Annotated in this window: 15 protein-coding genes; 11 read left to right on the top strand and 4 right to left on the bottom strand. The window is 71.2% G+C overall.

Translation table 11 applies throughout. The annotated features are described in order from the left end of the window. Nucleotides 1-57: 57 nt before the first annotated feature. A complete protein-coding gene (locus CLM62_RS10660) occupies nt 58-867 on the bottom strand; it encodes an anti-sigma factor domain-containing protein (protein WP_095749592.1) in 810 nt (269 codons plus the stop codon). Further along, the gene (locus tag CLM62_RS10655) at nt 864-1,406 is read right to left on the bottom strand and encodes a sigma-70 family RNA polymerase sigma factor (protein ID WP_095749591.1); all 543 of its coding nucleotides are present in this window, start codon (nt 1,404-1,406) and stop codon (nt 864-866) included. Before CLM62_RS10655 ends, CLM62_RS10660 begins: the two co-directional genes overlap by 4 nt. A gap of 209 nt (nt 1,407-1,615) precedes the next feature. On the opposite strand from CLM62_RS10655, the gene CLM62_RS10650 reads away from it, so the two are divergent. The 4 genes from CLM62_RS10650 (at nt 1,616) to CLM62_RS10635 (ending at nt 8,820) form a co-directional block, all read left to right on the top strand. Further along, nucleotides 1,616-3,151 carry a DUF4331 domain-containing protein gene (locus CLM62_RS10650; protein WP_095749590.1) on the top strand — a complete coding sequence of 512 codons (1,536 nt, stop codon included), beginning with the start codon at nt 1,616-1,618 and terminating at the stop codon, nt 3,149-3,151. A gap of 171 nt (nt 3,152-3,322) precedes the next feature. Further along, on the top strand, nt 3,323-5,422 hold the full coding sequence (locus CLM62_RS10645; RefSeq protein ID WP_306457898.1) for a tetratricopeptide repeat protein: 2,100 nt from the start codon (nt 3,323-3,325) through the stop codon (nt 5,420-5,422). Beyond that, complete coding sequence (locus CLM62_RS10640; protein WP_095749589.1) at nt 5,419-7,137, top strand: sulfite exporter TauE/SafE family protein; 1,719 nt, start codon at nt 5,419-5,421, stop codon at nt 7,135-7,137. Before CLM62_RS10645 ends, CLM62_RS10640 begins: the two co-directional genes overlap by 4 nt. Before the next feature lie 45 nt (nt 7,138-7,182). Next, on the top strand, nt 7,183-8,820 hold the full coding sequence (locus CLM62_RS10635; RefSeq protein WP_095749588.1) for a serine/threonine-protein kinase: 1,638 nt from the start codon (nt 7,183-7,185) through the stop codon (nt 8,818-8,820). A gap of 3 nt (nt 8,821-8,823) precedes the next feature. On the opposite strand, the gene CLM62_RS10630 is transcribed toward CLM62_RS10635, so the two are convergent. Further along, nucleotides 8,824-9,630 (bottom strand): SGNH/GDSL hydrolase family protein, encoded by an 807-nt coding sequence (locus CLM62_RS10630; protein ID WP_095749587.1) that lies wholly within the window; start codon nt 9,628-9,630, stop codon nt 8,824-8,826. Between the two features lie 300 nt (nt 9,631-9,930). On the opposite strand from CLM62_RS10630, the gene CLM62_RS10625 reads away from it, so the two are divergent. From CLM62_RS10625 to CLM62_RS10595, 7 genes are all read left to right on the top strand, one after another. Beyond that, the gene (locus CLM62_RS10625; RefSeq protein ID WP_095749586.1) at nt 9,931-11,139 is read left to right on the top strand and encodes a S8 family peptidase; all 1,209 of its coding nucleotides are present in this window, start codon (nt 9,931-9,933) and stop codon (nt 11,137-11,139) included. 178 nt (nt 11,140-11,317) lie between these two features. Continuing rightward, the gene (locus CLM62_RS10620; protein ID WP_257003791.1) at nt 11,318-11,752 is read left to right on the top strand and encodes a hypothetical protein; all 435 of its coding nucleotides are present in this window, start codon (nt 11,318-11,320) and stop codon (nt 11,750-11,752) included. A 1-nt stretch (nt 11,753) separates the two neighbouring features. Next, nucleotides 11,754-12,851 (top strand): GNAT family N-acetyltransferase, encoded by a 1,098-nt coding sequence (locus tag CLM62_RS10615; RefSeq protein ID WP_095749585.1) that lies wholly within the window; start codon nt 11,754-11,756, stop codon nt 12,849-12,851. A 393-nt stretch (nt 12,852-13,244) separates the two neighbouring features. Continuing rightward, nucleotides 13,245-14,066, top strand: a complete 822-nt coding sequence (locus tag CLM62_RS10610; RefSeq protein ID WP_095749584.1) for a glycosyltransferase family 2 protein — start codon at nt 13,245-13,247, stop codon at nt 14,064-14,066. Next, nucleotides 14,063-15,058 carry a glycosyltransferase family 2 protein gene (locus tag CLM62_RS10605; RefSeq protein WP_095749583.1) on the top strand — a complete coding sequence of 332 codons (996 nt, stop codon included), beginning with the start codon at nt 14,063-14,065 and terminating at the stop codon, nt 15,056-15,058. The genes CLM62_RS10610 and CLM62_RS10605 overlap by 4 nt, the downstream gene beginning before the upstream one ends. After that, entirely contained in the window at nt 15,055-15,855 is an 801-nt protein-coding gene (locus CLM62_RS10600) for a polysaccharide deacetylase family protein (protein WP_095749582.1), read from the top strand. The genes CLM62_RS10605 and CLM62_RS10600 overlap by 4 nt, the downstream gene beginning before the upstream one ends. Beyond that, nucleotides 15,848-19,606 (top strand): hypothetical protein, encoded by a 3,759-nt coding sequence (locus CLM62_RS10595; RefSeq protein ID WP_095749581.1) that lies wholly within the window; start codon nt 15,848-15,850, stop codon nt 19,604-19,606. Before CLM62_RS10600 ends, CLM62_RS10595 begins: the two co-directional genes overlap by 8 nt. Nucleotides 19,607-19,621: 15 nt before the next feature. Here the strand turns inward: CLM62_RS10595 and CLM62_RS10590 are convergent, their stop codons facing one another. Further along, nucleotides 19,622-21,043, bottom strand: a complete 1,422-nt coding sequence (locus tag CLM62_RS10590) for a xylan 1,4-beta-xylosidase (protein WP_095749580.1) — start codon at nt 21,041-21,043, stop codon at nt 19,622-19,624. Nucleotides 21,044-21,235: the final 192 nt, after the last annotated feature.

The following is a 21,235-nucleotide window of genomic DNA, read 5'->3' as shown; positions in this document are numbered from 1 at the left end:
CACAGGATTCACCTTCCCCGTAAGGCGGTTGACGACTCCTCGCCACCCCTTCGCCGGTCACTCTCCGAATCCAACCGATTCCAGGGCGAGTTGGACAACCGGCTGGGTAGTGGGCTGCGGCGATCCACCGTCGGGTTCGACGGTCACAGCGAGTGACGTGGCCGACTTGTTCAGGTCGGACGCCACCAAGGGCGTGTCGCCGTCGAAGAGCCCCAGGGAGCGCGGTTGTGCGTCGGGGCGCATGAGCCACAATTGGTGCACTTGGCCGCTCGGCAGGTCGCCGTATCCGCTCAGGGTGACCACCGCGCTCCCCTCGGATGCGGAGGCGATCACTCCGATACTGCGGCCCCGGTTGTCCTGGCCGTTCGTCGCCCGAGCGTCGGGAGCTGCGAGAACGTGGGCGATCTCACGTGCCTGGGCCCGCTGCGCGTCCAGCTCGTCCTGCGTCTGGCCCGCCTGGACGGCGAACAGGGAGGCGACGACGAGGGCCGCGGCGGCGGTGGCGGTCGCGAAGGGCACGAAGAGGGGGATCCGCCGCCGCTCACGAGTGCGCGGCGGCGGCTCGGCACCCCAGACATGGGGCGGCAGTTGGGGTGTACGCGCGCGTGCCGGTTCCTGCCGCGGGCCGGGCTCCTGCGGAATCGTGCGTACGGCGGACAGCACCCGGTCGCGCAGCGCGGCCGGCGGCGGCGCGGCCGTCGACCAGGCGAGCCGTACGGCGTCCTCGGACAGGGCCCGTACCTCGGCGGCGCAGACGGCGCAGCCCCCCAGGTGCTTCTCGAAGCGGACCCGCTCGGCGGGTTCCAGGGCGTCGAGGGCGTAGGGCGCGGCGAGGGAGTGGAGGTCCTCGCGGCGGAAGAGGCTCATGCGACACCTCCCAGGCACTCACGCATCCGGGTCAGCCCGTCGCGCATCCGCGTCTTGACCGTGCCCAGCGGCAGGGACAGCCGCTCGGCCACCTCACGGTACGTGTAGCCCTCGTAATAGGCGAGCGTGACCGACTGGCGCTGCAGGTCCGTGAGCCGGTCGAGGCAGCGGCGCACCCATTCGCGTTCGAGGCCGGCCTCGACCTCCTCGGTGACCTGGTCGAAGGCCGGCTGGTTGGCGCGCAGCGCCTCCCGCTGCTCGCGCTCGCCGGCCGCGCGGGCGCTGCGCACCCGGTCGACGGCCCGGCGGTGGGCGAGGGTGAGGATCCACGACATGGCGCTGCCCCGCGCCGGATCGAACCGCGCGGCGGACCGCCAGAGTTCCAGCAGCACCTCCTGCGCCACCTCCTCCGACTGCGCCGGATCTCGTACGACCCGTCTGACGAGCCCGAACACCGGCCCGGACACCAGGCCGTACAGCTCCTCGAATGCCTTCTGGTCGCCGCCTGCCACAAGCACCAGAAGCTCGTCCGCCTCCAAGCCGTCTCCCCCTCTGCGCAAGCCGCACCCGGCCCGTCCCGTCCCACGAGGTATTCGCAACGAACACACCTCCGGATGGGGTTACGGATCAGCTTGCCGAAAACGCGGGTCCAGCAGGGAGAAAAAGAGTTTTGAGATTCGACCAATCCGGCCCGGCCCCCGTTCCGAATCCCCCGGCGTCAGGCAATTTGGCACGGAGGACGGACGGCATGACACCTATCTCCAGGAGCGGCGCGGGGCGCAGGAGCGTTGCGACCCTCATATGTGGTGCGCTGGCCGCAGGCGGGCTCGCAGCCGCCGGCGTGACCGCGCTGCAACCGGGGGCGGCCAACGCCTCCAGCCACCGGGAGGCCCCGCTGATCTCGGGGCAGCCCCAGTACGACAACACGGACGTGTACGCGTTCGTCAGCCCGGACAAGCCGGACACGACGACGATCGTGGCCAACTGGATCCCGATGGAGGAACCTGCGGGCGGGCCCAACTTCTTCACGTTCGCCGAGGACGCGCAGTACGACATCCACATCGACAACAACGGTGACGCGCAGGGCGAGCTGCTGTACCGCTTCACCTTCGAGACGCACGTCAAGAACGACAAGACGTTCCTCTACAACACCGGGCCGGTCGAGAGCCTGGACGACCCGGACCTGAACATCACGCAGACGTACGACATCGAGCTGCTGCGGCTGAAGAACCAGCACCTGGAGTCGAAGACGAAGGTCGCGGACGACGTGCCGGTGGCGCCGTCGAACGTCGGCAAGGCGTCGATGCCGGACTACGCCAAGCTGCGCGACCAGGCGGTGCACGAGTTGCCGGGCGGCTCGACGACGTTCGCCGGCCAGGCCGACGACCCCTTCTTCCTGGACCTGCGGGTCTTCGACCTGCTGTACGGCGGGAACCTCACCGAGGTCGGCAACGACACGCTCAAGGGCTACAACGTCAACTCGATCGCCCTTCAGGTGCCGACCCACATGATCACCGAGTCGGCCGAGCAGCCGATCGTCGGCATCTGGTCGACCACGCAGCGCAAGAACGCGCAGGGGCACTTCAGGCAGGTGTCGCGGCTGGGTATGCCGTTGGTCAACGAGGTCGTCAACCCGCTGAAGGACAAGGACAAGTTCAACGCGTCCGCGCCCTGGGACGACGCGCAGTTCCTTCAGAACGTGACCAATCCGGAGCTGCCGAAGCTGATCGAGGCGATCTACAAGATCCCGGCGCCGGACGAGCCGCGCAACGACCTCGTCGACGTCTTCCTCAAGGGCGTCGAGGGCCTCAACCAGCCGCCGCACGTGCGCCCGGCGGAGGAACTGCGCCTGAACACCTCCATCAAGCCGGTCGCCGACCCCAAGCGTCTCGGCGTCCTCGACGGCGACAACGCGGGCTTCCCGAACGGCCGCCGGCTCACCGATGACGTGATCGACGCCTCGCTCCAGGTCGTCGAGGGTGAACTGCTCGGCGCGAAGAACGACCTGGGCGACGCGGTTGACAAGAACGACAAGGACTTCGAGAAGGCCTTTCCGTACGTCGCGCTGCCGACGGAGGGCTCGCGCGGCCCGCTCGCCAAGGGCACGACCGGCGGCAACGACGTCCGCAACGAGATCGGCGACGCCCTCCAGCCGGCCGGCGGCGCCTCCGGCTCCGACGACACCACCCTGATCGCCGCGTCCGCGGGCGCCGGCGCGGCCGGCATCCTCCTGATCGGCGCGGGCCTGACGTGGTGGCGCCGGATGCGGGACCGGGCGTACTAGACCCTGCCGGGCGTCCGACCGAGGCCGGCATAGCGGCTCCGGTCAGGCGCCGGGCCTACGGCCCCGGCCCACCCCACTGACTGGCGCGGCCCGCACATACATCCCCCACGGTGCGGGCCGCGCCGCCCCGCGCGAGAACTTCCGTCCCCGGCAAGCCCATTGAGGAGAGGCATGGCCCCGCGTACGAACGACAGCGCCCCGGAGAGCGAGCACGGCGGCACGAGCCCTGCGGCCACGAAGCGCGAGCGCGGCACGACACCGACCGCCGAGCTGGGCGCCGAGGCCGCGCCGGGTGCTGCGGGGTCGGGGACCGAGGCTGAGCCAGGGACCGCCATACCGGAGACCACCGAGGTGGGACAGAGGGCCGCAGCTCCGAAGGTCGCCCAGCCGGGCCCCGCCGCGCGGGACGGGGACGAGACAAGCGCCGCTTGGCTGGAGGTCTTCGGGGCTGAGGACGAGTTCATGTGGGGGGCTTTCGGGGCTGAGGCGGAAGCTGCCGGGCTCAAGGCCGACAGCGTGGCCGCAGCCGAGTCCGAATCCGAGGCCCAAATCTCGTCCGAGTCCGAGTCCGAATCCGAATCCGAGGCCCAAATCTCTTCCGAGTACGGAACCGGGGCGGGGGCCGCAGCCAAGTCCGGGGGCGAAGCCCCACCCGCGAAGTCTGGGAGCCGAGCCCCGCACCGGATCGAAGCCAAGCCGGAGGCCGAAGCCGAGCCCGGCGGCGAAGTCCCACCCGAAACCGGGCCCCGGATCGAAGCCCGGCCCCAGGCCGGCGTGCCGGACGGCGTCGAGTCGCGAGTCGACGCCGCGGCGGATGACCCGGGGGCGAAGAGCGGAGACGTTCTGGAGAGCTCCGGGCCGGAGATCCGCAGTCGTGGGGCGCGGGCCGTCGACCCTCGGGTAGCTGCCGTGCGGCGGGTCTCCGCTGCTGGGCGGCGTTGGCGTGGGGCCCAATTGGTCGGGTGTGCGGTGCTGTTGGCTGTCGCACTCACCGCAGGTGCCGTCGCCGTCGGGTCCGTGCGGGACGGGGGGAGCGGCGCGGCGGTCGCGTCCGCGCCGGGGGCCCTCTCGCCGGAGCTGCTGACCGGCGGCGACCTCGACGCGAACATCACCGCACTGCAGACCCAGCTCCGCGCCCAGCCGAAGGACTTCGGCGGCTGGGCCACCCTCGGTCTCGCCTACGTCGAGCAGGCGCGGACCAAGGGCGACCCCTCGCGCTATCCGCAGGCCGAACGTGCCCTGAAGCGCTCCCTGGACCTGAAGCCGGGCAACGACCGCGCGCTGGCCGGCCGCGCCGCCCTCGCCGCCGCCCGGCATGACTTCGAGGACGCCCTGAGGTACGCGGACCAGGCCCTGGAACAGAACCCCTACAGCGAACGCGCCCTGTCCTCCCGTATCGACGCCCTCGTGGAACTCGGCCGTTACGACGACGCGTTGAAGGCCGCGGAGCTCGCGGACACCCGGCGGCCCGGGATCCCCGTCTTCACCCGGTACGCGTACGTGCACGAACTGCGCGGCGACGTCAGCACCGCGCGACGCGTGCTGGAGCAGGCGCTCGCCTCCGCCACCGCCCCGGGAGACGTGGCGTACGTCGCCACCGCGCTCGGCCAACTCGCCTGGAACCAGGGCGACCACACCACCGCCCTGCACCACTACGCACGCGCCCTCGCCGCCGACGACACCTACGTCCCGGCCCTGGAGGGCCGCGCCCGCGCCCAGGCCGCGAGCGGCGACCGCGCCGCCGCGATCAAGGGCATGGAGGACGTGGTCGCCCGCTACCCCCTGCCCGGCCCGCTCGTCGAACTCGGCGAGCTGTACGAGGAGCGTGACGGCGAGGGCGATCGCGCCAAGGCCCGCGACCAGTACGCCCTCGTCAACGCCTGGACCTCCCTCGCCCGCGCGGCCGGCGTCAACGCCGACCTCGACACCGCACTCGCCGCCGCCGACCACGGCGACGCCGCCTCCGCCCTGCGCGCGGCCCGCGCCGAATGGGACCGCCGCCACACCGTGCACACCGCGGACGCCCTCGCCTGGGCACTGCACGTCAACGGCCGCAGCGAGGAAGCCCTGCCGTACGCCCGCCGGGCGACGGCAACCGGCTACCGCAACGCCGCGTTCCTCCACCACCGCGGCATGATCGAGGTCGCCGCGGGCCACAAGCAGGAAGGCCGCGCCCACTTGAAGGCAGCGCTGAAGCTGAACCCCGGCTTCTCACCGACCGGCGCCCGCGAGGCCCGTAAGGCGCTCAAGGCACTGGAGGCGGCCAAGTGAGGCCCCGTCGCCTGTTCGCCTCCGCCGCGGCCGTGCTCACCGCCGCCGGCGCGCTCACCCTGCTCCCCGCCACCACCGCCGGCGCGCACCCCCTCGGCAACTTCACCGTCAACCGCTACGACGGTCTCGTCGCCGCCCCGGGCGAACTGCGCGTCGACCACGTCGAGGACCTCGCCGAGATCCCCGCGACCCAGGCCCAGCCGGACATCAAGAGGCTGGGCATGACCGAGTGGGCCCGACAGCGGTGCGCGCAGGCCGCCGAGGACAGTGAACTCACCGTCGACGGACGTGCGGTCGTCCTCACCCCGGGACGCAGCGACGCGCGCGTGCGGCCCGGTCAGGCCGGGCTCGACACCCTCCGCGTGGAGTGCCGGCTGACCGCACCGCTCCCCGAGGGCGACACGACGACCCTCGGCTTCCGCGGCGCGGGCGCGGACGCCGGCCCCGGCTGGCGGGAGATCACCGCGCGCGGCGACCGTACGACGCTCACCGCGTCGGACGTACCGAAAGAGTCGCTGTCGCGTGAACTGACCAGCTACCCGGAGGAGTTGCTCTCCTCCCCCGCCGACACCGCGACCGCGTCGCTCCGGGTGCGCCCCGGCGGCCCCGCCCTGGCCGAGACGGAAGCGGACGCCCCCGCCGCGTCCATCCTGCCGCGCGGCGTCGACCGCTGGACCCGGGCCCTGGACGACCTGGTCGCCCGCCACGACCTCACCCCCGCGTTCGCCGCCTTGGCCCTCCTCATCGCCATCGCCCTCGGCGCGATGCACGCCCTCGCACCGGGCCACGGCAAGACCCTGATGGCCGCCGTGGCCGCCGCCCGGGGAGGCAGGGCCCGCATGAAGGACGTCCTGCCCCTGGCCGCGTCGGTGACGGTCACCCACACGCTCGGCGTGGTCGCCGTCGGCCTCCTGGTCACGGCCGGTTCGGCGGCGGCGCCCTCGGTGATCACCTGGCTCGGCATCGCGAGCGGCGCACTGGTGACGGCGGCGGGGCTGACCCTCGTACGACGGGCCTGGCGCAACCGAAGCCACACGCATGGGCACGGCCACGGGCATGCACGCGGGCACAGCCACGATCACGATCACGATCACCCGCACGCTCATGACCATAACCACGACCACGACCACGGGTCCGGGCACGACCACGGGCACGACCACGGGCACGGGCACGGGCACGGGCACGAGACCGTCGAAGTCCCCGAGCGTGCGCTCGTCCTGGCGGCCGCGCACAGCCATGCCGCCGCTTCGGAAGAGCACACCCACCACGCCACGCCCGCCTCCACGCAAACGCCGCGCTACCACCCCCACCCCGACCCCCACACCATCGAACACACCCACAACGGCTTCACCCACACCCATCCCACCGCCCCCACCGTCCGCGGCACGATCCTCCTCGGCTTCGCCGGTGGCCTCGTGCCCAGCCCCTCCGCCGTGGTGGTGCTGGTGGGGTCGGCAGCGCTGGGGCAGGCCTGGTTCGGGCTGCTGCTCGTCGTCGCGTACGGCGTCGGGCTCGCTCTCACCCTCACCGCGGCCGGCTTCGCGGTCGTGAAGCTGGGCACCGGCGTCACCCGGGTGCTCGACAAACGCCCGCGCTGGGCGACCAGCCCCGTGACGGCCCTGGTCCGCCGGACCGCCCCCCTGGGGTCCGCGCTCGTCGTCGTGGCGCTCGGCGCCGGACTTGTACTCAAGGGGGCGGCATCCGCACTCGGCTGAGCTACTTTTGGGGAGAAATCACGCGGATGCGAAGAGGGGGCGCCCGTGTCCGAAGTACCGGGCAGTGAACGTCTGATCGCGGGCCGCTACCGTCTGTTGTCCCCGCTCGGCGAGGGCGGCATGGGCACGGTGTGGCGCGCCCGCGACGAGCTGCTGCACCGCGAGGTCGCCGTCAAGGAGGTGCGCGCGCCCGCCGGGCTGCAGGGACCCGAGGTCGAGCGGATGTACGCCCGGCTGGAGCGCGAGGCATGGGCGGCGGCGCGGGTCGCCAACCGCAACGTGGTGACGGTGTACGACGTGGCCACCCAGGACGGCCGCCCCTGGATCGTCATGGAGATCGTCCGCGGCATCTCGCTCGCCGAACTCCTGGACGCCGAGGGCCCGCTCACGCCGCAGCGCACCGCGCACATCGGCGCCGAGGTGCTGGCCGCGCTGCGGGCCGCCCACGCTGCCGGGGTACTGCACCGGGACGTGAAGCCGGCCAATGTGCTGATGTCGAACGACGGGCGGGTCGTGCTCACCGACTTCGGCATCGCCATGGTCGAGGGCAGTTCCGCGCTGACCATGACCGGCGAGGTCATCGGCTCGCCCGAGTTCCTGGCTCCGGAGCGGGCCCTGGGCCGTACGCCGGGCCCGGAGTCCGACCTGTGGTCGCTCGGCGTGCTGCTGTACGCGGCGGTCGAGGGCAACTCCCCCTTCCGGCAGAACACCCCGCTCAGCACCCTGCGCGCGATCGTGGACGAGGAGCTGCCGCCGCCGCGCCGGGCCGGTCCGCTCACGCCCGTGATCGAGGGGCTGCTGCGCAAGGACCCGGCCGAGCGGCTGTCGGCGGAGCGGGCCGAGCAGGACCTGCGGGTGATCGGCGCGGGCGGCACGCCTCGCGCGGACGCCGCGCAGGCGTCCCCTCATACGCCCTACACGCCCTATGCGCCGACGATCGCCGCCCCTCCCCAGCAGCCCCAGCAGCCTCCACCGACCGCACCGGGCCCGCAACCGTGGACACAGCCGAGCCCGACGGCAGGGCCGACGACCGCCACGGCCGGAGAGCCGAACCGCAACCGCCGCGCCGCCATCGCACTGATCGCGGGCCTCGCCGCCCTCGCGCTGGCGATCGCCGGGCTGACGTACGCGCTGCTGAACCGCGACGACGGGGACCAGGCCGGAGGCGGCGGCACCAAGAACGAGACGCCCGGGCTGAGTTCGCCCGCGCCCACCGACAACCCCACCGGGACACAGGACACCGCAGGCCCCGAGCCCACTCCCAGCCGGAGCGGCAGCGCCACGACCGCTCCCCCGCCGCAGTCGGTGCAGGTCGCGCTGGCCGGCTCCAACACCGACTACACCGGCAGCTGTCCGCCGCCGCAGGGCGAGGCGCCCGCCTTCACGGCGACGTTCACGGTCGGCAACCTGCCTGCGGAGGTGAGGTATCGCTGGGTGTCGCGGGACGGCGAGGTCATGGACGAGGGGTGGAAGACCCTCTCGTTCCCGGAGGGCGGCGGCCGGACCAAGCAGGACACGGCGTTCGTGACCACGAACGACGACAGCGGCAGCTTCGAGAACGAGATCAGTGTCGAGGTCCGCGATCCGGTGCGCACGACGTCCAACTCGGTGCCGTTCTCGGTGACCTGCGAGACGGAGACCCCGTCGGACGGGGCCTCCGCTTCTGGCTCACCCTCTGATTAGGACTCAGGCAGCGCTGTTCAGCACCGGCAGATACCCGCCGGACTGACCCGCCGCCGTCGGGTGGTACGACTCACCGACGTTGAGCCAGTTGAGGCTGTGCAGCCAGGAGCTGCCCGAGCAGATCTCGTGGCCGGTGAAGGTGGGGCGGACGTCGCCGAAGACGAAGCCGTGGTCTGCGGCTCGCTTGGCGATGGCGGTGTCGAGGTGGTCCGCGGCGTCGTTGATCGCCTTCCGCTTGGTCTCGGAGAGGCCGAGGCACGAGGTGCCCAGCTTGTAGAAGCGGGGGTAGCCGAGCACGACCACGCGGGCGTGCGGGGCCTTGGCGCGGATCGCTGAGTAGACGCCGTCCAGTTGGCCGGGCAGCGTCGTGTCGACGTACGCCTTCGCGGTGTTGATCCGGGACACGCAGGAGCTGTCGGACTGGAGCACACAGGTCGTCATGACGTCGGCGAAGCCCGCGTCGTTGCCGCCGACGCTGATCGAGACGAGGGCGGTGGCGGCGCTGAGCGGGGTGAGTTGATTCGCCAGAACGTCACCCGTTCGGGCGCCCGAGCAGGCGGTGAAGTCGAAGGACGAGGGTGAGTGGGCGGCGGCCCAGAGGTAGGGGTAGGCCTTCGTGCTGCGCTTGCAGTCGCCGCTCGCGGAGAGGTAGCTACCCGCGCCGAGTCCGGAGGAGTAGGAGTCGCCGAGCGCCACGTAGCCGCCGGGTGCGGCGAGTTGGGACGCCTGTGCCGTGGCGGCCCCGGTGAGGGCGGCACAGGCGGCGAGGAGCAGCGAGCTGACGTATACGGCAAGTCGGGAACGTCTCATGGAACCTCCCTTTAGCAGGATCTCTGCCATAACCGTCGTAGCAACTACGCGTGTTGACCGGAAGTGTCCATGCCAATACTTGTCTCAGTGGCGCTTTGGCGACCCTGCTGAATTACGCGGGCATGACAAATGCGTGACAGGGCGTCAAGTCCCTTGATCTACACGGGTGGACCACTGATTCTTTACTCAGCCGTAGGGCGGAACGCGACGCTCCATGGCCGTGCGCGCGACGACGCGCGCACCCCCCACAGACGCGCGCCCCACCCAGGCGTGCGCCGCCAAGAGGAGGACTCCCTCGTAATGGCACAACTGCGTAGCAAGAAGGTCCGGATCGCCGCGATAACCAGCCTGGCGACCGCCGCCCTCGTGGGCGGGCTCACCGCTCTCCCCGCCCAGGCCGCACCGGCCGAGGGCAAGGTCCTGGCCGCCGGTTCTCCTACGGCGGTCAAGGACAGCTACATCGTCACGCTCAAGCAGGGCGCCGGTCTCAAGGCGTCCTCGAGCGCGGGCAAGAGTCTGGTCAAGGAGTACGGCGGCACGGTCAAGAAGACGTTCGGCGCGGCGCTGAACGGCTACTCCGCCACCCTCTCCGCGGCCGAGGCCAGGAGACTCGCCGCCGACCCGGCGGTGGCCTCGGTCGAGCAGGACCAGCGCGTCCAGCTCGCCGACACCACGCAGTCCAACGCCCCCTGGGGCCTGGACCGTGTCGACCAGACCTCCCTGCCGCTGTCCGGCACCTACACCTACCCGGACAGCGCGGGCACCGGCGTGACGGCCTACGTCATCGACACCGGCGTGCGCATCACCCACCAGCAGATCAGCGGCCGCGCCACCAACGGCTACGACGCCGTCGACGGCGACAACGTCGCCCAGGACGGCAACGGCCACGGCACCCACGTGGCCACGACGATCGCGGGCACGACGTACGGCGTCGCCAAGAAGGCGAAGATCGTGGCGGTCCGGGTGCTGAACAACGCCGGCTCCGGCACCACGGCCGGCGTGATCGCGGGAATCGACTGGGTGACGGCCAACCACTCCGGACCCTCGGTCGCCAACATGTCCCTGGGCGGCGGTGTGTCCACCACCCTGGACGCGGCCGTGCGCCGCTCCATCGCGAGCGGCGTGACCTACGCCGTCGCGGCGGGCAACAGCAGCACCACCGCCTCCTCGTCCTCCCCGGCCCGGGTCACCGAGGCGATCACCGTCGGCGCCACCACCAACACCGACGCCAAGGCGAGCTACTCCAACTACGGTTCGGTCCTGGACATCTTCGCCCCCGGATCCTCCATCACGGCGGGCTGGTACACCAGCGACACCGCGACGAACACCATCTCCGGTACGTCGATGGCGACCCCGCATGTCGCGGGCGCGGCCGCGGTCTACCTGGCGGGCCACACCTCGGCCACCCCGGCCCAGGTCGCCACGGCCCTGGTGAACGGCGCCACCACCGGCAAGGTCACCAGCGCGGGCACCGGTTCCCCGAACCGGCTGCTGAAGATCGTGCCGTGAGCGCGCAGCGACTGGCTTGACCTGAACGACAGTTCCCCGGAGGCGCACCCGCCTCCGGGGAATGCCCGTACCAAGTCGGCCACCAATCGGTGTGACCGTCTTCCGCATCTTGACGGCCCCCGCGCGGCTGAGCGACATTGAAGCCCGGCATCCGGCGCTTCGGGGGGCAAAGTCGCCAATGCAGACCATACGCATCAAGACATCTTCAACAGCGTCATCGGACGGCGCCGAGCGGGCGCGGCCAGGGCCGGGGAGGGACCTGTCGCCACTGCTCGCGGGCGCCGCGACGGCGGTCGGGGGATGCGGCGCGGTACTCGCGCTCGCCGACTCGGACTCACCGCTGCGCGGTCCGCTCACGCTGTTCTTCCTGATCGCGGCGCCCACCGCGGCCATCGCGGCGGCCCTGCGCGGGCTGGAACCGTTCGGCCGTCTGGTCGCCGCGGTTGCGGGCTCGGTCGTCGTCAACATGCTGGTCGCCCAGGGCATGCTGGCCGTGCACCGCTGGTCCGTGCGCGGTGGGATCGTGGCGGTGACCGCGATCAGCGCCCTCGTTCTCCTGCTGGTTCTGGTACGGCGGCTGCGCGGCCGTACGGCGAGAAGACAGGGCATCTGACGTGGACATCAGCGTGTACCGCCCCGGCGAGCTGAGCGCCGCCGACCGGGCGGCGTGGACGGCGATGCAGTCCAAGGCCCATCTGCACGGGTCGCCCGAGCTGGCGAACCCTTTCCTCGCACCGGAGTTCGCGCTCGCGGTGGGCCGGTGCAGACGCGGGGTGCGGATCGCGGTCGTACGGGAGGACGGCGAGCCCGCCGCGTTCTTCCCCTACCAGAGATCGGCCGCCGGCGTCGGCCGGGCCATCGGCCTCGGTGTCTCGGACGCCCAGGGCGTGGTGCACCGGCCCGGGTTCACCTGGGACGCCCGTGAGCTGATGCGGGCCTGCGGGCTCGCGGTCTGGGAGTTCGACCACCTGGTTCAGGGCCAGCGGCCGTTCGAGGCGGAGGCCTCCGGCACCTTCCCGTCCCCGGTGATGGACGTCGACCGGGGCTACGAGGCCTATCTGGCCCAACTGCGGGCGCAGTCACCGAAGTTCACCCGCACCACCCTCGCCAAGGAGCGCAAGCTGGCCCGGGACGCGGGCGAGGTGACGTACGTCCACGACGAGCGCGACCCGGCCGCGCTGCGCACCCTGATGGACTGGAAGTCCGCGCAGTACCGCAGGACCGGGCGCAGCGACCGCTTCGCGCACGACTGGATCACCCGGCTCGTGCAGCAGCTGTTCCACAGCCGCTCCGAGCCGTTCGCGGGGATCCTGTCGGTGCTGTACGCGGACGGCAAGCCGATCGCCGCGCACTTCGGGCTGCGCACCGAGCGGGTGCTCGCGTGCTGGTTCCCGGCGTACGACCCGGCGTACTCGAAGTACTCCCCGGGCCTGGTGCTGCATCTGCGCATGGCCGAGGCGGCCGCCGCCGACGGGATCGCGTATCTCGATCTCGGCCGGGGCCAGAAGGAATACAAGGACTCCCTGAAGACACGCGAGCTCCAAGTGTCCGAGGGGTGGGTGACACGACGTCACCCGGTGGCGCTCGGGCATCGGGCCCGCCGCGCTCCGGTACGGGCTCTGCGCAATGCCGTGGTGTCCCGGCCGGAGCTGTTCGAACCGGCCGACAAACTGCTCAAACGGGTGGGGAAGATCCGCTCGGGTCGTTCGTGACAAGCGATCCGCACACGTGACAAGCGATCTGTAACGGTCAAACCAACAAAAACGTGAGGCCTCGTTCCAGGTCTTGCCATACAGGTTCAATCATCAATACCGTCGTACATCTCACCCGCATCGGTCCGTCAGCCAGCGGTTTTAGGGGAGGGCTCAAGGACCGCGACGGCCCGGCGCGGGGCGCGGTAGGGGGGTGCCGTGCTCGGTGACCGCACTGTGTGACCGAGTCGTGCCGCGCGACCGGCTGCCGTTTTGCGGAGCCGGCCAGCTTTGCCAGCTCACCCGGTGGGTGCGGAGATTCATTCCGTCCTGCCGTGCGTGAGATACCCCCCTTTCGAACCGAACCGGACCACCCAGGGGCGGGCGGTCCACCGGACGAGAGGGACCAGACTCATGAGCTCAGCTCTGCGCCCGGCGACATCGGGCCAGGATCCTGTGAAGGCCGGCACCTACCGGCCGATATCCTCTCACCTGGCCATAGCGCCGCCGGTGAGCGTGGTGATCCCCGCCATGAACGAGGCGGAGAATCTCCCTTACGTCTTCAAGACCCTTCCGAACTGGATCCATGAAGTGGTTCTCGTGGACGGCAATTCCACCGACAACACCGTCGAAGTCGCCCGCGAGCTGTGGCCGGACGTCAAGGTCGTCGAGCAGCGCGGCAAGGGCAAGGGCGACGCGCTGATCACCGGCTTCCACGCCTGCACCGGCGACATCATCGTGATGGTCGACGCGGACGGCTCGGCCGACGGCAACGAGATCGTGTCGTACGTCTCCGCCCTGGTCTCGGGCGCGGACTTCGCCAAGGGCTCCCGCTTCGCCAACGGCGGCGGCACCGACGACATGACCTTCATCCGCAAGCTCGGCAACTGGGCGCTGTGCACGGCCGTCAACCGCAAGTTCGGCGCCCGCTACACGGACCTGTGCTACGGCTACAACGCGTTCTGGAGGTACTGCCTGGACAAGATCGACCTCGACTGCACCGGCTTCGAGGTCGAGACCCTGATGAACATCCGGGTGGTGAAGGCCGGGCTGAAGGTGCAGGAGATACCGAGCCACGAGTATCTCCGCATCCACGGCACCAGCAATCTGCGGGCGGTACGGGACGGGCTCAGGGTGCTCAGAGTGATCCTGAAGGAGCGCTCCAACCGGCGCGCCCTGCGCAGCCGTCCGCAGCACTCCCCGATGCTCGACACGGTCCGGGGAGAGGTGTCTTGACCGATCTCGACATCTCCGTCGTGATCTGCGTCTACACCGAGGACCGCTGGGAGGACATCCTCGCGGCGGTCTCCTCGGTGCGGGCGCAGTCACGGCCGGCCCTGGAAACACTGCTTGTCGTCGACCACAACGCGGTGCTCCTGGACCGGCTGTCCAGGGAGTACAAGGACGCCGAGGGGGCCGACGAGGTGCGGGTGCTCGCCAACGCGGGCCCCCGCGGCCTGTCCGCCGGCCGCAACACCGGGATCGCCGCCTCGCGCGGCGACGTCGTCGCGTTCCTGGACGACGACGCCGTCGCCGAGCGGGACTGGCTCAGGCACTTCGCCGAGGGCTACGCCGATCCGCGGGTGATGGCCGTCGGCGGCCGTACGGAGCCCATCTGGGCGTCGGGCCGCCGACCGGCCTGGTTTCCCGAGGAGTTCGACTGGGTGGTGGGCTGCACGTACAAGGGCCTGCCCTCCGGGCTGGTGCGGGTGCGCAACGTACTCGGCGGCAATGCCTCCTTCCGTCGTACGGCGTTCGACGCTGCGGGGGGTTTCGCCACCGGCATCGGGCGCGACGGCGACAAGCGTCCGCTGGGCTGCGAGGAGACGGAACTGTGCATCCGCCTCACCCGCGCCCGGCCCGACGCCGTCCTGCTGATCGACGACCGCGCGGTGATCCACCACCGGGTGCCCGAGGCGCGCGAGCACTTCGGGTACTTCCGCACGCGTACGTACGCCGAGGGCCTGTCGAAGGCGCTGGTGGCCCGAAGTGTCGGTTCCGACAAGGGACTCGAGTCCGAACGCCGGTACGCCACACGCGTGCTGCCCGCCGGGGTGGCGCGCGGGCTGCGGGACGCCCTGCTGGCCCGGCCGGGGGGCGCCTCTCGCGCGGGGGCGATCGTCGCCGGGGTGCTGACGGCGGCCGGTGGGTACGTCGTGGGAAGCGTCCGGGCGCGCCGGGGCGGGACGACCTTCGTGGTGAGGGAGATCGAAGGGGGAAGCAGATGACCGAGGCGCCCGTGCCGATCCTCATGTACCACGCGATCGCGACCGACCCGAACGAGGCCACACGGGAGTTGTCGGTGGCTCCGGAGGCCTTCGCCCAGCAGATGGCGGTGATCGCGGAACTCGGTTTCACCCCCGTCACCACGGCCGCACTCGCCGCCCGTTGGCGCTCCGGCCGGCCGCTGCCCGAACGGCCGGTCCTGATCACCTTCGACGACGGCTACGAGGGCGTGCACCGGCACGCCCTCCCCGTCCTCGCGGAGCACGGCTTCGCCGCCACGCTGTTCGTCTCCACCGGGTGGATCCGGGGCGCGTACGACACCGGGGGCGGCCTGGACACCATGCTCGACTGGGACCAGGTCCGCGAACTCGCGGCGGCGGACGTGGAGATCGGCGGGCACAGCCACACGCACCCGCAGCTCGACCAGCTCGACGACGCCGGCCTGCGCCAGGAGCTGATCCACTGCAAGGAGATCGTCTCGGACGAACTCGGTGCCGTCCCGGTCTCGTTCGCCTACCCCTACGGCTACTCCAGCCGCCGGGTGCGGCAGGCCGTCCGCGAGACGGGGTACGGCCAGGCGCTCGCCGTCGGCAACGGCCTGGCGCGCCGACGCCAGGGGCCGTACGCCCTGCGACGCGTGACCGTGCGCCGCGCCACGGGCGTCGAGGAGTTCGAGCGGCTCGTCGAGGGCCGTGCGATCGCCCGGAACTTCGCCAGAGACCGTGCACTCACCCAGGGGTACGCCCTGGTCCGCAGAGCACGACAGGTCCGCCGGAAGGCCATCCGTTCCCGTGTCTGACACGACCACGACCACGACCGAGGAAGAGTCGCCCGCGACCGAGGCGCCCGAGCGGCCGGGGCGCCGGCTCCGGCTGCCCGGAATGGGCGCGGGGGGCAGCCAGCTGTTCCGCAACGCCTACGCCCTGATGCTCAACACCGGCATCTCCGCGGTGCTCGGCCTCGGGTTCTGGCTGGCCGCGGCCCGCTACTACTCCGAGTCGGCCGTGGGCCAGGGCTCGGCCGCGATCGCCGCGATGAAGCTCCTCGCCGGCCTGACCGCACTCACCCTGACCGGGGCGCTGGCCCGCTTCATCCCGATCGCGGGGCGGGCCACCGGGCGGCTCATCTTGCGTACGTACGCGGGCAGTTCGGTGATCGTGGCGCTGGCCGCGCTGGTCTTCCTGCTCACCCTGGACGCGTGGGGGCCGTCGTACCGCTTCCTGCACGGGCCGGTGCACGGGCTCGGCTTCGTCGTGGCGGTCGTCGCCTGGTCGCTGCTGACCCTCCAGGACGGGGTGCTGACCGGGCTGCGCAGCGCGCTGTGGGTGCCGGTCGGCAACACCGTGTTCTCGGCCGTCAAGCTGGGGCTGCTGGTCGCCTTCGCGGTGGCCATCCCCACCACCGGCGTCTTCGTGTCCTGGGTCGCGGCGATCGCCTTCTCCGTACTGCCACTGGGCTGGCTGGTGTTCCGGCGGCTGGTGCCGCGGCATGTGAAGGCCACCGCGGACCATGCCCGGCCGCCGACGCTGAAGGAGGTCGGGCGGTTCCTGGCGGGCGACTACACCGGCTCGCTGTTCTCGCTCGCCGTGGTGTACCTGGTCCCCGTGATCATCGCCTCGCAGGTCAGCTCCGAGGACAACGCGTACTTCTACATCACCACCACGATCGGCGGCACGGTCAATCTGCTCGCCATCAACATGGGCGCGTCCCTCACCGTCGAGGGCTCGCACGACCCGCGCCGGCTGGCCGCCAACACCCGGGCCGCGCTGAAGCGGATGGCGCGGATCATGCTGCCGGTGGCCGGGGTGCTGTTCTTCGGCGCCCCGTGGATCCTCGGCGTCTTCGGCGCGGGCTACGCGGACGCGGCCACACCGCTGCTGCGCTGGTTCGCGGTCGGGGCGGTTCTGCGGGTCGTCATGGAGACGTACTTCGCGGTGCTGCGCGCGCAGAGCCGCACCGCCGGGCTGGCCTGGCTGCAGGGCCTGCTCTGCGTCATGGTGCTCGGGCTGACGCTGCTGCTGCTCCCCCGCATGGGCCTGACCGGCGCGGGCGTCGCGGAGATCTCCTCGCTCGCGGTGATCGTCGCGATCGCCGCGCCCAAGCTGTACAAGATCGTCCGTGCCTCGGGTGCCCACATCCCCGAGAGCGCGGCGCCCGACGGGGACCTCGCCGACCTGGGGGCGCGCGAGGTCCCCGCCCAGGCGGCACCGCACAGGCGCGGACCCGCCTGGGCGCTCGACCAGGAAACGCTCGCCCTCGGCATCCACGTCGACTTCGACCATCTGGAACGCCGGCCCGACGTGCGGCCGGGGCCGGGGACGCCGCCCGCGGGCACGCCGGTGCTTCCGGACGACCAGCGGCCGGCCTGGGTGCGGAAGCCGGGGCTCGGGTTGCCGGTCGAGGAGAGGGAACCGGGCTCCGAGGCGTCCCTCGGGCCGGCGGAGGTGGACGCGCCGTTCGAGGCGGAGGCCCCCGTAGAGCCCGTGGAGGACGTCCTACGGGAAGAGGCACCGGTGCGCGAAGAGGTGCCCTCGCGTGCACCCACGCGCCTTGGAGTGATCCTCGGCTGTCTCCTGACCGCCGCACTCTTGCTGTATTGGGTGCCCGCGCTGCGCCTCGGCGAGGCCGACCTCGACGAGATGGGCGGGCTCGGGCTGATCTCCGTGCTGCCCCTGCCCACCCTCGTCGGCGCGGCGCTGCTGGTCGTGGTGTTCGCCTCCCTGCTGTGGCTGGGCCGCGAACACCGGGCACTTCTCCTGGTCACGCTGCTCGCGACCGTGGTCTCGCTGCACGCGCTGCCCGCCCTGATCGAGACCGAGCCGCGGTTCGCGACGGCCTGGCAGCACCTCGGCTTCCTCGACTACATCGACCGGACCGGGTCGGCCGTCCCCGACCTGGACGCACGCTGGAGCTGGCCGGGCTTCTTCGCGGTGGCCGCGTTCGCCCTGAAGGCCTGCGGGGTCAGCGACCTCACCGAGGTCATCCGCTGGTGGCCGCTGGCCATCCAGCTGCTGTATCTAGCGCCGATGTTCCTCCTTGTGCGCTCGATGCGGGCGAGCTGGCGGGCGAAGTGGACCGGCATCTGGATCTTCGTGCTCAGCGGCTGGGTCGGCCAGGACTACTTCTCCCCGCAGGGCTTCACGTATCTCCTCTACCTGGTGTTCGTGGCGATCCTGCTCGTCTGGTTCCGGGCGCCGGGCGTGATCTGGACGAAGCGGCGGCCGGGCGAGATCGAGGTCGAGCCGACGAACCGGCGGCAGCGGGCCGTGCTGCTCATGGTCCTGATCGGCCTGTTCGCGGCGAGCGTCCCGGCGCACCAGCTCACCCCGTTCGTGATGCTGGGCGTGCTGGCGGCGCTCGTCCTGATCGGCCGCAGCGAACTGCGCGGTCTGCCCATCCTGTTCGGCGTCCTGGTGGCCGTCTGGATCGGCTTCATGGCCGAGCCGTACTGGTCCGGGCACTTCGACGAGCTGTTCGGCGGGGTCGGCGGGGTCGGCGGCAATGTGTCGTCGTCCGTGTCCGGCCGTATAGAGGGCGGCAGTTCGACGCACAAGCTCGTGCTCTACGCGCGCGTGCTCCTGGCCGGCGGGGTGATGGCCTTCGCCTGCTGGGGCTGGTGGCGGCGGCGCTGGCACAAGTACCGCGAGCGGTCCCTGCTGGTGCTGACCTTTGTGCCGTTCCTGGGCTTCGGCATGCAGTCGTACGGCGGCGAAATGGCGCTGCGGGTCTTCATGTTCGCCCTGCCGGGCGCGGCCCTGCTCGCCGCTCTCGCCTTGTTCCCGCGTACCGGAGTCACGGTCGAGGAGCGCGACAAGGACCGGGCGAGCCTGGCCCCGCTGGCCGCGCTGATGGCGGGTCTGGTGCTCATGGGCGGCTTCCTGGTGGCCCGTTGGGGCAACGAGCCGTTCGAGCGGATCCGGCCCGGCGAGGTCGCCGCCATGGACTACCTGTACGCCCACGACGAGCCGACGGCACGCCTGCTGTGGCTGAGCGAAGACCCGGTGAACACGGTGACGCCGGCGATGCCGTGGGGCGCGAAGGACATGGAGAAGGTCGAGTACCTGCCGACGCTCGCGCCGACCGACCCGGTGCTGGTGTCGGGGCTGGTCAAGGCGTTGAAGGACGCGGGTCCGAACTCGTATCTGATGATCAACCGCAGTCAGGTGATCTATCTCCAGCTGGACGTGGGCTATGCGAAGACCTGGGAGCCGCGGCTGGTCCAGAACCTGGACGCCCGTGAGGAACTGAAGAAGGTCTTCGTCAACGACGACGTGACGATGTACACGCTGCGCAGGCAGCCCGAGGGCAAGGTCCCGGCCGCGGACCCGGGTCCGATCGGGCCGCAGGTGACGTGGACGCCCTGGTCGGTCGTCGGGGCTCTCGCGGCGCTCGCGCTGATCGTGCTGCTGACGACACGGGAGGTCGTGCGGGTCGCGGTTCGGCCGAGCGTGCGGCAACTGCGGTGGCTGCAGAGCAGCTTCTGGTTCGCGCTGCCGCTGCTGGCGGTGCTGCTCGCCTCGCTGGTGCAGCGGTTCCTGACGATGAAGTGAAGTGGCTTCTACGGCTTACCGGTTGAGCCACTTCACCTCGTACGCCTGCATGTCGAACCGCTTGGTGTCGATCCTCGCGTTGATCGGCCGGTCGAGGGTGTTGACGACCAGGATCACCTTGTCGGTCGCCAGGACGCGGACATTGGGTACGTCGTCCGGGGCGACGGACACGGTCTCGTACTCGGTGGCCGGCGGGAACTCCGCGCCGAAGCGGGACACGAGGTCGTACATGGGCAGCCTCTCGCCGCCGCTGCCCTTGTCGGTCGGTGTCCACAGGCAGCCCGCGCACTCGGTGCCCTGCTCCTTCTCCGGGTTCCAGTAGAAGCCGGAGGTGGCGCCGCCCTTGGCCATGGCGATCATTCCGGTGGCCTGGACGGCGACGCGACGGGTCTCGGACCAGCCCTTGCGGTCGTCGTTGCCGTCGGCGGGCTCGACGTAGTACTCGGCCCACCACAGCGGCAGGTCACCGGTCCGCGCGCGCACCCATTCGCTCACCGCCGTGAACTTGTCGGTGGCGGCGAACTCGTCGGGCAGCAGTTCGTCGTCCTTGGTGTAGCTGGAGCCGTCCACGACCACGAAGTCGGCGCCGACCTTGTTCTTGTTCCAGTGGGCGAAGGCGTCGAGGACGCGCTGGTCCATGGCGCCCCAAGGTCCCTTGAAGGTCGGGGAGGCGTCCTGAGACCGTGGGTCGAGGCTGTCCATCACCAGGTAGGGCCCGCCGACCATGATGTCCTTGTCGACCTTCTTCAGGGCCTTGTACACCAGGTTGTAGAGCCTGGTGTACCCCTCGTAGTCCCAGCGGGCCTTCGCGTCGTTCCAGAAGCCCTTGAACTCGTTCCAGACGACGAAGTGGCGTACGTCCGGATAGCGCTTGGCGACGGTCGCGGCGAGGTCGGCGAAGTCCTGGTAGTGGTCGGGCGTCGGGGCGGTCTCCAGGGCGGCCTGGCTCCAGTCGGTGTTGTCGACGCCGCCCCTGCCGCCCTTCATCCAGTCCGGGGCGCAGCACAGGGTGACCACGGGAGTGCCGCCGGAGGAGCGCATGAAGTCGATACGGCGGTCAAGGGCCTCGAAGTCATAACGCCCCTTCACCGGCTCCGGGTTGTCGGCGCCCCAGCCCATGATGTGCTGGTTCTGCGGCAGGCCCCCGGCCTCCGACAGCAGCTCCTCGACGCGCCCGGTGGCCGCGGAGCTGCCCTCGTCGGCGCTGAACTGGGTGTGCGTGAAGCCCCAGCCGACGTCCGGTGTCGTCTGGTCCGGCGGGGAAGCCGGCGTGCCGTGCACCTTGTCGCCGTCGCGCGAGGTGCCCTCGGTGCTCGTGCCGCCGCCGGGAAGCGTGTTGAGCAGGGTCACCACCAGCGCCAGAGCGGCCACGCCCACACCGAGCAGCGCGGTGAGCCGCCAGCGCCCCACCCCCGAATTCCACCCATGACGTCCCATCGAGGGCAACGGTAGCCGGGTGGGGGCACGCTGGGGCAGATGTCGTAGCCGCACAGCTCTGTAACAGGGCGGAGCGGACACACCGGGAGCGCTAGGGCCTGTCTGACAAATTCCCGCCTGCCCCGCGACGCCTGGCACACACGCGACACAACCCGCGCACAACGGAAACCGGGTGCACGAGGCCCGCCCGTG

Source organism: Streptomyces sp. SA15 (genome assembly GCF_002291145.1).
GTDB lineage: Bacteria > Actinomycetota > Actinomycetes > Streptomycetales > Streptomycetaceae > Streptomyces.
Note: the sequence above shows the minus strand (reverse complement) of the source record. Positions and strands in the feature narration are given on the sequence as shown.

Bases quoted from the DNA above. Each gene is read 5' to 3' on its own strand.
- CLM62_RS10660 (WP_095749592.1), bottom strand. From the start codon at position 867: ATGAGCCTCTTCCGCCGCGAGGACCTCCACTCCCTCGCCGCGCCCTAC.
- CLM62_RS10650 (WP_095749590.1), top strand. From the start codon at position 1,616: ATGACACCTATCTCCAGGAGCGGCGCGGGGCGCAGGAGCGTTGCGACC.
- CLM62_RS10645 (WP_306457898.1), top strand. From the start codon at position 3,323: ATGGCCCCGCGTACGAACGACAGCGCCCCGGAGAGCGAGCACGGCGGC.
- CLM62_RS10630 (WP_095749587.1), bottom strand. From the start codon at position 9,630: ATGAGACGTTCCCGACTTGCCGTATACGTCAGCTCGCTGCTCCTCGCC.
- CLM62_RS10625 (WP_095749586.1), top strand. From the start codon at position 9,931: ATGGCACAACTGCGTAGCAAGAAGGTCCGGATCGCCGCGATAACCAGC.
- CLM62_RS10620 (WP_257003791.1), top strand. From the start codon at position 11,318: ATGCAGACCATACGCATCAAGACATCTTCAACAGCGTCATCGGACGGC.
- CLM62_RS10610 (WP_095749584.1), top strand. From the start codon at position 13,245: ATGAGCTCAGCTCTGCGCCCGGCGACATCGGGCCAGGATCCTGTGAAG.
- CLM62_RS10600 (WP_095749582.1), top strand. From the start codon at position 15,055: ATGACCGAGGCGCCCGTGCCGATCCTCATGTACCACGCGATCGCGACC.
- CLM62_RS10590 (WP_095749580.1), bottom strand. From the start codon at position 21,043: ATGGGACGTCATGGGTGGAATTCGGGGGTGGGGCGCTGGCGGCTCACC.